Origin of the sequence: Aquimarina spinulae (assembly GCF_943373825.1) — a bacterium.
Classification (GTDB): Bacteria; Bacteroidota; Bacteroidia; order Flavobacteriales; family Flavobacteriaceae; genus Aquimarina; species Aquimarina spinulae.
Genome location: NZ_CALSBP010000002.1, coordinates 633,381 through 645,465 on the forward strand (window position 1 = coordinate 633,381; position 12,085 = coordinate 645,465).

At 33.4% G+C, this 12,085-nt stretch carries 12 protein-coding genes; 7 read left to right on the forward strand and 5 right to left on the reverse strand.

All coding sequences use genetic code 11. The features are described from left to right. Positions 1–64 precede the first annotated feature (64 nt). From uvrB to NNH57_RS08380, 4 genes are all read left to right on the forward strand, one after another. Positions 65–2,071 carry an excinuclease ABC subunit UvrB gene (gene uvrB / locus NNH57_RS08365; RefSeq protein ID WP_074408657.1) on the forward strand — a complete coding sequence of 669 codons (2,007 nt, stop codon included), beginning with the start codon at positions 65–67 and terminating at the stop codon, positions 2,069–2,071. 57 nt (positions 2,072–2,128) lie between these two features. Further along, on the forward strand, positions 2,129–3,148 hold the full coding sequence (locus tag NNH57_RS08370; RefSeq protein WP_175392711.1) for an adenosine deaminase: 1,020 nt from the start codon (positions 2,129–2,131) through the stop codon (positions 3,146–3,148). A 50-nt stretch (positions 3,149–3,198) separates the two neighbouring features. Further along, positions 3,199–3,543, forward strand: coding sequence for a 5-carboxymethyl-2-hydroxymuconate Delta-isomerase (locus NNH57_RS08375; RefSeq protein WP_074408658.1), 345 nt, complete (start codon positions 3,199–3,201; stop codon positions 3,541–3,543). A 142-nt stretch (positions 3,544–3,685) separates the two neighbouring features. Further along, a complete protein-coding gene (locus tag NNH57_RS08380; protein ID WP_074408659.1) occupies positions 3,686–4,201 on the forward strand; it encodes a flavodoxin family protein in 516 nt (171 codons plus the stop codon). Positions 4,202–4,376: 175 nt separating this feature from the next. On the opposite strand, the gene NNH57_RS08385 is transcribed toward NNH57_RS08380, so the two are convergent. After that, positions 4,377–5,624, reverse strand: coding sequence for a TonB-dependent receptor domain-containing protein (locus tag NNH57_RS08385; RefSeq protein WP_254504147.1), 1,248 nt, complete (start codon positions 5,622–5,624; stop codon positions 4,377–4,379). After that, entirely contained in the window at positions 5,557–6,762 is a 1,206-nt protein-coding gene (locus NNH57_RS08390; RefSeq protein ID WP_254504149.1) for a TonB-dependent receptor, read from the reverse strand. Before NNH57_RS08390 ends, NNH57_RS08385 begins: the two co-directional genes overlap by 68 nt. Before the next feature lie 271 nt (positions 6,763–7,033). Between NNH57_RS08390 and NNH57_RS08395 the strand changes: the two genes are divergently transcribed. The 3 genes from NNH57_RS08395 to NNH57_RS08405 are packed head-to-tail and all read left to right on the forward strand — an operon-like array spanning position 7,034 to position 9,508. Further along, positions 7,034–8,113 (forward strand): sensor histidine kinase, encoded by a 1,080-nt coding sequence (locus NNH57_RS08395; protein ID WP_074408661.1) that lies wholly within the window; start codon positions 7,034–7,036, stop codon positions 8,111–8,113. A 1-nt stretch (position 8,114) separates the two neighbouring features. Continuing rightward, a complete protein-coding gene (locus NNH57_RS08400) occupies positions 8,115–8,873 on the forward strand; it encodes a LytR/AlgR family response regulator transcription factor (RefSeq protein WP_074408662.1) in 759 nt (252 codons plus the stop codon). Positions 8,874–8,884: 11 nt separating this feature from the next. Then, positions 8,885–9,508: a DUF2306 domain-containing protein gene (locus tag NNH57_RS08405; RefSeq protein WP_199915412.1), complete on the forward strand. Its 624-nt coding sequence runs from the start codon at positions 8,885–8,887 to the stop codon at positions 9,506–9,508. Positions 9,509–9,579: 71 nt separating this feature from the next. Here NNH57_RS08405 and NNH57_RS08410 read toward each other — a convergent pair whose 3' ends face one another. The 3 genes from NNH57_RS08410 to NNH57_RS08420 all read right to left on the reverse strand — a co-directional run bounded on the left by NNH57_RS08410 (position 9,580) and on the right by NNH57_RS08420 (position 11,253). Then, on the reverse strand, positions 9,580–9,759 hold the full coding sequence (locus NNH57_RS08410) for a type II toxin-antitoxin system antitoxin (RefSeq protein ID WP_074408664.1): 180 nt from the start codon (positions 9,757–9,759) through the stop codon (positions 9,580–9,582). 3 nt (positions 9,760–9,762) lie between these two features. Further along, the gene (locus NNH57_RS08415; protein WP_074408665.1) at positions 9,763–10,617 is read right to left on the reverse strand and encodes an SPFH domain-containing protein; all 855 of its coding nucleotides are present in this window, start codon (positions 10,615–10,617) and stop codon (positions 9,763–9,765) included. Positions 10,618–10,815: 198 nt separating this feature from the next. Then, entirely contained in the window at positions 10,816–11,253 is a 438-nt protein-coding gene (locus tag NNH57_RS08420; RefSeq protein WP_025667553.1) for an Hsp20/alpha crystallin family protein, read from the reverse strand. Between the last annotated feature and the right edge of the window lie 832 nt (positions 11,254–12,085).

Sequence of the window (12,085 nt, forward strand, 5' to 3'; positions counted from 1 at the left end):
TCATGATTATTTAAAAATAAATGGTTTTGGATTCAGTATCTTTATTGTGAAAAAGAAAAGATACATGAAGTTCGAATTGGAATCAGAATTCAAACCCACTGGGGATCAACCAGAAGCAATACGACAATTGGTTGAAGGTATTGAATCTAACGAAAAATATCAAACGCTTTTAGGCGTAACGGGGTCAGGAAAGACTTTTACTGCTGCTAATGTAATCCAACAAGTACAGCGACCAACTCTAATATTGGCGCATAACAAAACATTGGCCGCCCAGCTTTTTTCTGAGTTTAAACAATTTTTCCCTAAGAATGCTATAGAATATTTTGTTTCATACTATGATTACTATCAGCCAGAAGCTTATATTCCAACTTCGGGGACCTATATCGAAAAAGATTTATCAATCAATGATGAGATTGAAAAACTACGTTTAAGCGCCACTTCTTCGCTCTTATCAGGAAGGAGAGATGTTTTGGTTGTCGCTTCTGTATCTTGCTTGTATGGTATTGGTAATCCTGCAGAATTTAAGAAGAATGTGATTTCGATACAATCAGGACAATTTGTATCCAGAACAGCTCTATTACACCGCTTGGTACAAAGTCTATATTCGAGAACTGAAGCTGAGTTTAAACATGGAAATTTTAGAATAAAAGGAGATACTGTTGATATTTTTCCAAGCTATGCCGATGATGCATTTAGAGTACATTTTTTTGGAGACGAAATTGAAGAGATCGAATCTTTTGATGTACAGACCAATACTATTATTGAGAAATACGATCAATTGAATATTTATCCTGCCAATATGTTTGTAACCTCTCCCGATATATTACATAATGCAATTGATCAAATTGCGCTCGATTTAGGAAAACAGGTAGAATATTTTAAAGAAATTGGAAAACCGCTGGAAGCCAAACGACTAGAAGAACGTACCAATTTTGATCTGGAAATGATTAAAGAACTTGGTTACTGTTCTGGTATTGAGAACTATTCTCGTTACCTCGATGGTAGAAATCCAGGTACACGACCATTCTGCTTACTCGATTATTTCCCCGATGATTATTTAATGATTATTGACGAAAGTCATGTTACTATACCTCAAACTCATGCCATGTATGGTGGGGATCGCTCCAGGAAAGAAAACCTGGTAGAATATGGTTTCAGACTTCCTGCGGCAATGGATAATAGGCCTTTAAAGTTTGAAGAACTTGAAGCGATCCAAAATCAGGTCATGTATATCAGTGCTACACCAGCAGATTACGAACTGCAAAAAAGTGAAGGAACCTATGTAGAACAAATCATTAGACCAACAGGATTATTAGATCCTGTAATAGAAGTTCGCCCTAGCTTAAATCAAATTGACGATCTCATCGAAGAGATGCAAAAGCGAATTGATTTAGACGAGCGTATCCTTGTTACCACACTAACCAAAAGAATGGCAGAGGAATTAACAAAATACCTTACCAGAATTGATATACGTTGTAGATATATCCATAGCGATGTAGATACATTAGAACGGGTAGAAATTATGCAAGATTTACGGAAAGGTATTTTTGATGTATTGATAGGAGTAAACTTATTGCGAGAAGGGTTAGATCTTCCTGAAGTATCATTGGTAGCCATTCTGGATGCTGATAAAGAAGGTTTTTTAAGAAACAAAAGATCATTAGTACAAACCGTTGGTAGAGCAGCAAGGCATGTAAACGGAAAAGCAATTATGTATGCCGATAAAATTACAGATAGCATGCAAAAAACTATTGATGATACAGAATACCGACGACAAAAACAAATAGCTTACAACACTAAACATGGCATTACACCAACTGCAATTAAAAAATCTCTGGATAATGCCTTAGCTGGTAAAAAAGTAGAACCTTATACTTTTGAAAACGCTCCTACCCTACAAGCTGCTGAAGAAGAAACGGCATATTACACCAAAGAACAATTAGAGACACGAATCCGAAATGTTCGTAAGGAAATGGAAAAAGCCGCTAAAGAATTAGATTTCATGACTGCAGCACGATTGCGAGACGAGATCAAAATGTTGCAAAACAAGATACAGGATCAAAAAGTTTAAATCATTTCATAGTGTAAATCTTGAGATGATCATGCTATCAAAAAACATAAGACCATTATGAGTAATATTTCAATTGAAAAATTTATTGAAGGCATACCTAAAGTAGAACTTCATCTACATATCGAAGGAACATTCGAACCTGAGTTGATGTTTAAAATTGCAAAAAGAAACAATAAAGAAATTAAATACTCTACAGTCGATGAATTAAAAAGTGCGTATAGCTTCAACAATCTTCAAGAGTTTCTTGACATCTATTATGCTGGTGCCAATGTATTGATCGAAGAACAGGATTTTTATGATCTTACCTGGGCATATCTTACCAAAGTACATACACAAAACCTTGTACATACAGAGATTTTTTTTGACCCTCAAACCCATACCGATAGAGGTATTTCTTTTGACACTGTTATTAAAGGAATTTATCGTGCATTAGAGGATGGTAAAGAAAAACTAGGGATTACCTACAAATTGATTCTATCTTTTTTACGGCATCTAGATGAAGCTTCGGCTTTTGAAACATTACAACAAGCTTTACCTTACAAAAAATGGATCAGCGGAGTTGGTCTGGATTCTTCTGAAGTAGGAAATCCACCTTCAAAATTCGAACGCGTTTTTGCTAAAGCAAAAGAGGAAGGTTTTATAACAGTAGCTCATGCAGGAGAAGAAGGTCCTGCAGAATATATCTGGGAAGCTATTAATCTATTAAAAGTAACTCGCATTGATCATGGCAACCGATGTTTAGAAGATGATCGATTAGTAAAACAACTAGCAAGTTTACAAATACCACTAACATTATGCCCTTTATCTAATCTTGAACTGAAAGTGATTAACGATTTAAAAAAATATCCTTTACCAGAAATGATGGATAAAGGTTTATTAGTAACCATTAATTCTGATGACCCAGCCTATTTTGGAGGATATATGAACGAGAATTATATAGGCATTGCTCAAGCACTAAATCTTTCTAAAAAACAGATTACAGAATTAGTTAAAAACAGCTTCAAAGCAAGCTGGTTATCCGACAAACAAAAAGAAGAGAAGATTGCACTGGTTGAAGCGTATTTTCAAAATAATTAGATTCCATACGTGTATAGAAAGCAAGAATCAAACCCTTAATAAAATAGTACATGCCGCATTTCATATTAGATTGCTCCGAACACATCATTCAATTAAAATCACCTGAAGAAATCATACAAGCCGTATACAATGCGGCCGATGCTACCGGGCTTTTTACTGCAGGAGATATTAAAGTAAGAATCAACCCCTTTAAACACTACACTGTAGGAAATACCAAAGATGACTTTATTCATGTTTTTGGTAATCTGATGGAAGGTAGAAATGATCATCAAAAAGCTGATCTTTCTAAAAAAATAGTCAGCACGTTAAAAACGATGTTTCCCGATGTACCTATTCTTTCTATTAACCTTAGAGAGTTTGAAAAATCATCCTATTGTAATAAAACAATGGTATAGTCAACTTCAAAGCATAAGTTTTCTTCTGTTTTTACCCCTCTTAGTAAATTAGATTAGCAAATACTATAGGGTAAAATTTGCCCCTTATTTGATAAGTGCTATAAACAAAATAGCTTTGCTCTATAATCTTTAAACCCAGAATATGAGAGGCGTAATACTACAAGGAAGTTCGAAAAGTAATGGAAATACTAACAAAATAGCATTATTTATAAAAGAAAGAACCGGATTCGATATTATAGATTTGAGATCTAAAAACATAGGTCCTTTTGATTATGATTTTAAGAATAGGGATGATGACTTTCTACCCACAATAAAAGAGATCGTTGAGAACTACGATACTCTTATTTTTGCTACACCAGTATATTGGTATGCAATGAGTGGAATCATGAAAACTTTTATGGACAGGATAACGGATTGTATAAAAATTGAAAAGACAACCGGAAAAAAGTTAGTAGGAAAAAAGATGGGAATGATAAGCTGTGGTTCTGGATCAGAATTAAAGACAGGCTTTACAATGCCATTTATAGAAAGTGCACATTATCTCGGTATGGAGTATTTAGGAGATATCCATACATGGATAGAAAACGAGAATATTCCAATGCAATTACAAAATGATATAAATGTTTTTATTTCTGAAAAGATAAAAAAGAGGAGGTAAATAAATAGAGGCTGTCTAAAAAGTAAATTATTAGACAGCCTCTTTGTAAAAAAATCACATACAATACTTGTAGGCAGATTTACTTGGTGTTCAAAATATTCCTCATGATCTCTAAATGATTCCTGTTATACACTTCTATATTATGCATTGCCCTATTAATGAGATATAATTTTGTTTAAAATTGAAAACGATATCCAAAATCAGGAAAGAACCCAATTTGATCAACTTGATCCACCTGGTTAGTTAAACGATTATAACGACGCGTAAAAATATTCTCATTATTCGTTACATTTTGAAGATCAACATAAAACTGGTGAGAACGTTTTTTTGATTTACTATTGATTTTGTATCCAAATTTAACATCCCATCTAAAATAGTCATCATTTTGCTCACTAAAAGCCAAATCTTCTCTTAACACCTGAAAACCTGCTGATTGTGAAGCTTCTAAATTAACAGGGGTAAAATATCTTCCTCCCGATACGGTTAGCTTAGTATCGAAAAATAATACATCTTTCTTGGCCTTGCCAATAGTAAATTCTTTTCCGGCAAGAAGGTTTGCCACATATCCATTATTAAAAGGTGTGTTTCGTTCTACACCATCACTTCCTTCATACTTACTTTCGAATAGCGAAGTGGTTAACAATCCATAATATCCATCACTAAAAAACTTCTCTAAAGTCAGTTCTATCCCCTGATTAAAACCGCTACCTTCATTAACCAGAGATACCCTATCGTTTTCGAATCCAAAATTTGCTCCTTCTGTCAAAGAAGAATAACTTGACGAAAAAGGTTCTACCGCAGCCTTACTAACATCTTGATAATATACCTCAACTTTACCTCTCCAGCCTTTACTAATTCTTACATCATAACCTAATACATAATGATTACTTCTCACAAAATCAAGATCCAGATTGGTCTGTACCAATTCTCCATTAACGTCTTCATTTAAAAACAATAATGGTAAAGGAACTGGTTGATGATGCAATCCATATCCAAAACTAAAACGATGATTCTGATTAACCTTATAAGAAAGTCCTGCTCTGGGTTCAAATACAAATTGTTCATTCAGCGTACTATACTGACCGTGTAATCCAGCGTTTAATGTTAATTTCTCGGTAAGTCTAAACTGCCCCTGAATATAGGGTTGAATGATACTTAGATTTTCGTCTATATCTGTAAATGTAAAAAGATCAGGGTCACCATCACCATCATTATCAGGTTGTTTTGTACGATCTCGTTCTACAGACTTTATTCCAAAATTTTCTACCAAAACTCCTGTTCGTAATGTACTTTTACTACTCAATTTAGAGTTAAAAAGCGTAGAGAACGTGAGGCGTGATTCTGTATTATCAGCTTCAGTATATTTTATAATACGTTCTTGCGGAGTGTTTTTTTTCAATAAAGCGGTCTGCTTTAAATTCATTAGTTGCAAAAGATCCAGCTACTGTTGTTCTTAAAAAAGAGGATGAACCAATATTGATCTGGTGTTTAAGACCAATCACCCCAAAACCAGAATCTGCCTTAGAGTTTTCATCTTCGGCAGCGAATAGATCATCCTCATCGATATCATCTCCAAGAAATTCAATATCAGAAAAACCAATAATCCCAAACAATGAAAAGTTACCTAGTTTACTTTTTCCAAAATCTACATTAAATGAAACATCATAGTAATTTGGTGTGGCCGATGTTCCTCCTGCTCCTATCCCCAGGAGACTTACTAACGAATATCTTCCGGCTACCAAAAACGAACCTTTATTTTTACCTAAAGGCCCTTCTGCCATTGCTTCTACTCCTGTAAAAATCCCTACCTGACCAGTATATTCGTAATCATCAACATTACCTTTTCTAAATCCAAGATCAAATACTCCTCCTATTGCATTTCCATATTCTGCAGGGAAAGCCGAAGTAATAAAATCTGAGTTTTTTAACAGATTAGGATTTAAGGCAGAAACTGGTCCTCCTGTCGTTCCCAGGGTAGAATAATGATTAGGACTTGGAATGGGTACTCCTTCTACCCGCCATAGTAATCCAACAGGAGAATTACCTCGTATCACAATATCATTTCTACTATCATCGGGAGAAGAAACACCTGCAAAATTTGCTGCCAAACGACCAACATCGCTCCTTCCTCCCGAAAAACGGGTTACTTCTTCGACGCCAAACTGTCTCGCTGAAACAGATGTAAGTTTATTTATGGCCTGAGCTTTGCTTGTTTCTGATGTAATAATAACTTCATCTAACCGATCAAAAGCTTCTATTAGTGCTATATTAACTGCTGCATCCTTACCAGAAGTTACTACAATATTCGGTATAGTAATCGATTCGAACCCAATGTAACTTACCCGTATCATTTGACGACCAAGCGGTACATTTTCTAATGTAAAATACCCATCTATATCGGTTATCACCCCGATAGCTTGTTCTACATTTAATAACTCAATTGTAGCTCCGGGTAAAGGGCTTTCTGATTGTTTGTCAACAACAAGACCTTTAATGATTCCTGTTTGTGCATTTGCTATGTATCCTAGTACAATAATAAATACAAAAGTGATTTTTCTCATGATTTGATTCCTATTTTGTTCAAATCTGTGACTTCTTTTTTAACTCTTAAAATTTAAAATACCCAGCTGGTATTTTTACTCTTGAAATGTCAAAAACAAGTCTGAATAGTATAAAATGGAGTAGTACCCTATGTTATCAGATCAAACGTTATTTAAAACAATTCAGCATCTTATCTGACGATTGAATATGTCTAAAAATGATTATTGCATATCAGTTATGTATCTTTACCTGTACTATTAAAAAGGATACATCTATTATTGACTTTTACATATGATATCTGAAGCATACATAAAGAAGTTTACATTTCGCTTTATTGTTATAAACGTGGTTTATTTCCTTATTAAATCGACTATCGACCATAGCGGTGATGTCACAGAATTTGATGCAACTAGCTTATTTTATTATTTGACTGCCTTTTTTCTTTTCATATTCACCTGGGAGACCAATGACTGGTTAATACGAAGGGAGGTTAAATCTAATGAAGGTAAAAGTCTGGATCTAAATAATGGTATGAAGATTATTGCTATAAATATGGCGATTTTTATTCCTATAGCTGCTTCGTTATATTATTTAGCGATTTTTGAATTTAATCATGTTTGCGAAATTAATGCAGATAAACCCTGGTTACGGTTTAGAATAGATTTTTTTAGAGCTACACTCTTAGGCTTTGCCGTTGTTATTTTTAATCTCTTTTATTATTCTCTAAAACAGAAAAAAGAAATGGAAAATACAATGGACAAACTAAAAAAAGAAGTTATGACGTCTAAATATAAGTCCTTAAAAAATCAAATTAGTCCCCATTTTTTATTCAATAGTTTAAATACACTTACGTCATTAATGTATCAAGACAGGGACCTGGCATCTGATTTTGTATCCAGATTAGCAACATGTTATAGATATATTCTGGATAATCGTGAAGAAGATCTGGTTAGCCTGGAAAAAGAATTAAGTTTTCTTGATTCTTTTATATTTATGATGAATGTGAGGCATGAAGGCGCACTTAGTATAACCACTCATATTTCGGTTAATCCAAAAGAATATGTAATTCCTACCTTATCGTTACAAATGCTCGTAGAAAATGCCTTAAAGCATAATTATTACTCTAAAGAAAGACCTTTGGAGATTAGTATTATTTCTATAGAAAAAAGTAGTATTCTTATTCAGAATAATTTACGGGTAAGAAAACAAAAAGAAGAATCAACACAATTAGGGCTTAAAAATATTAAAAAGAGGTACTCCTTTTATACAAATCAAGAAGTATTAATAGAAACAGAGCATGAATACTTTAAAGTTACGCTCCCACTATTGACCAAAGATATAAAAGAAGTTACCATGGTAAAAGTTTCATAAAATGACTGCTGTAATTGTTGAAGACGAAAATATAGCCTCTAAGCGTTTGGCAAATCTCATCGAAGAGTTAGCTCCAGAAATAAAGATTGCCGGTCAAATCACTTCTGTAGAAAACGGAAGACATTGGTTTGAGAATAACCCACTCCCCGATCTAATATTTCTGGACATTCAATTAAATGATGGATATGGATTCGATATTTTAGACACACTAGAAGATCACCCTCCTATTATATTTACTACGGCATATAACGAATATGCCATAAGAGGTTTTAAGTATAATGGATTAGATTACCTTCTAAAACCAATTGATAAAAAAGATTTAAAAAACGCTCTCGCCAAATACAAAAAGAGTTTTACAGAGTCTGGTAAATCGATAGATGATGTAAAGTTCGAACGCATTAAAAACTTGTTTGTAAAAGAATATAAACGTCGTTTTATGGTTAAAGTTGGAAATCAATTTAACACTTTTAATGTTGACGATATTGCTTATTTTAAGTCCCATGAAGGAATTATTTTTTTGCATTCCCACACAGGAAAACAATATCCTATTGAATACACTATAGATCAACTTGAAGAAATTCTAGATCCTGTTCATTTTTTTAGAATTAATAGAAAGTTTATGATTTCTGTTAAAGCTGTGGTTGAGATTCATAGTTATTTTAATAGTAGATTATTATTGAAATTAAAGCCTGTGAATGATGAACAGATTATTGTTTCCCGGGAGAGGACTTCTAATTTTAAAAAGTGGCTGGATCTTTAATTTCACAGATGATGAAAAAAATTATCAAAGTCATTTTAGCTCTATTAAGTACTATAATAGGCCTCTATCCTTTTGTATATCTCTTTGTGAATCGAGAATTTGGTTTATTAAATTCGAAAAGTAGTGACTTACTTGCCGATACCATTTGGAATATTGCTTTTTATAGTCATATCTTTTTTGGGGGTGTCGCACTACTGACAGGTTGGATTCAGTTTAATAAAAAAATAAGAATCTCTCGATCAGAATTACATAAACGTATTGGAAAAACCTATGTGATTATGGTCTTTATAAGTGGAGTTTCGGGAATTTATATTGGCTTCTTTGCTACAGGAGGAATTATTGCATCTCTCGGATTTATATGCTTAGGAATACTTTGGGTATATACTACTGTTAAAGGATACTGGTATGCCAAAACTGTCCGGATATCCCAACATCAAACTATCATGTATTATAGCTATGCAGCCTGTTTTTCTGCAGTAACACTTAGAATATGGTTACCTATACTTCATATATTTATTGGAGATTTTATCATTGCATATCAAATAGTAGCATGGCTTTGCTGGATCCCAAATCTTATTTTCGCATATTATCTTGTAGGCAAAATCAAATCCAGGTTAGTTGTAAGTTCTATTTAAATATCACTATAAAAAATGCTCCCGGTATATCAGGAGCATTTTCACAATAGCAAATATTTAAAATCTATATACTATTCTTCAGAGTCGTTAGATTTTTTTTTAGATTTCAAACGCTTAGCATCTTTAAGGCTTTTATGTATCATCCATTCTAGTTGCCCATTAACACTTCGAAACTCATCATCAGCCCATTTTTCAATCGACTTAAAAGTTTCTGGGTCTATTCTTAGAACAAATGATTTTTTCTTACTCATAAATTACGAATGTAATGTCCCAGTATTAATTACTGGTGTTGCTTCTTTATCACCGCACAGAACCACCATTAAATTACTTACCATAGATGCTTTCTTATCATCATCAAAATCTATAATATCATCTGCAGATAATTTGGTTAAAGCATCTTCTACCATACCAACAGCTCCTTCTACTATTTTTTTACGTGCTGCTACGATAGCTACAGCTTGTTGTCTTTTCAACATCGAATTTGCTATTTCTGGGGCATATGCCAGGTATCCAATTCTGGCTTCGAGAACTTCTATTCCTGCAATAGCCAAACGCTCTGTTATTTCATTTTCTAAAGCTTCATTTACTTCATCCATACCAGATAGTAATGTTACTTCCTGTTTCCCATCAGCAAAATTATCATACGGATAAGAGCCTGCAAGTTTTCTTACGGCTGCATCTGTTTGTACTCTTACAAATTCTTCGTACTGATCAACATCAAAAGCTGCCTTATATGTATCTGCTACTTTCCACACCAAAATTACATTAATCAAAATTGGATTACCAATTTTATCATTCACTTTTACCCGTTCGCTATAGAAGTTTCTGGCTCTCAAAGAAATTCTTTGTCTGGCATAAAAAGGATTCGCCCAAAAGAAACCGTTATTCTTTACTGTTCCTTTATATGCCCCAAATAACACCATTACTTTAGAACTATTAGGGTTTACAATAAAAAAACCTTTAATGATAAACAATATTACCATTATAAGAATTATAAATAAGGGATTGCCACTTAGAAGCAAACCAGTAACCATCCCTATTATAACTAACATAAGTAGACCTAACATTAGATAACCACTACTTGCTTTTATATTTTTCTCGTGTTTCATAATAATATCATTTTGATATCACAATAATACAAATATTTTTTCAATATTCTGAGAAATGACTAAAAATTAACTATTCAAAGAGATCAAAATACCTTAGTTGATTTATTTTATTTTAGACCTGGATTAAAAAACAAAAACACCCTTTACTATAAAGAGTGTTTTTGAAACATTAACTAACTAAATCTCAAATCAATCAAATCATGAAATCTCAATCAACCTTTTTGGTTGTACTTTTGCTTCCTCTTTTTTAGGAAGTTTTACCAATAACACTCCGTTTTCATATGAAGCCCCTATTTTGTTACCATTTACTGCTTCGGGGAGACTAAATGAACGTTTAAATGCATTGTATCCAAATTCTTTTCGCGTGTACTTTCCTTTTTCATCTTTAGTTTCTTTTTCTGATGTACTCTCAGAAGAAATGGTAAGAACATCATTATTCAGTTCAATACTAAAGTCTTCTTTGGTAAGTCCTGGTGCAGCTAATTCTACCACAAAATCTTCATCTGTTTCTTTAACATTAACTGCTGGAGTGTTTACACCTATTTTATTAATATTAGATGTTCCTCCAAGCCAATCGGTAGTAAAGAAATCATCAAAAAGGAAAGGTAATCTGTCTGTTTTTTTTAGTAAACTCATTGTATATTTTTTAAGGTTATTCAAAATTTCAATTACAATGAGTATATAGCAATTTGGGTTCCGTTTTAATTTTTGCGACATTTTGTCATTAAAACACATTCGATTAATGACATTTTGTCAAAACATCCTTTTGTAAGAATGACAAAACATCTTAACCATAGCATCTTGAAGCTTTTTTTTGAGAAGTACGATCATAATCCTTACAAAAGCTTAAATATTTAAAAGATCAACAATCAATCTCTCGATCAGAAAAACATCTAGATAAAAAAGATCCCACTCTACAGCAGGATAATTCGACCTAGTAAACTCAATTCGCTTTCAGCTTTTGAGAGCATCCAGATACAAAAAAAAAAGATCCCACTCTACAGCAGGATAATTCGACCTAGTAAACTCAATTCGCTTTCAGCTTTTGAGAGCATCCAGATACAAAAAAAAAGATCCCACTCTACAGCGGGATAATTCGACCTAGTAAATTCAATTCGCTTTCAGCTTTTGAGAGCATCCTAGATTCAAAAAAAAGATCCCACTCTACAGTGGGATAATTCGACCTAGTAAACTCAATTCGCTTTCAGCTTTTGAGAGCATCCAGATTCAAAAAAAAGATCCCACTCTACAGTGGGATAATTCGACCTAGTAAACTCAATTCGCTTTCAGCTTTTGAGAGCATCCAGATTCAAAAAAAAGATCCCACTCTACAGTGGGATAATTCGACCTAGTAAACTCAATTCGCTTTCAGCTTTTGAGAGCATCCAGATACAAAAAAAAGATCCCACTCTACAGTGGGATAATTCGACCTAGTAAACTCAATTCGCTTTCAGCTTTTGAGTTTACG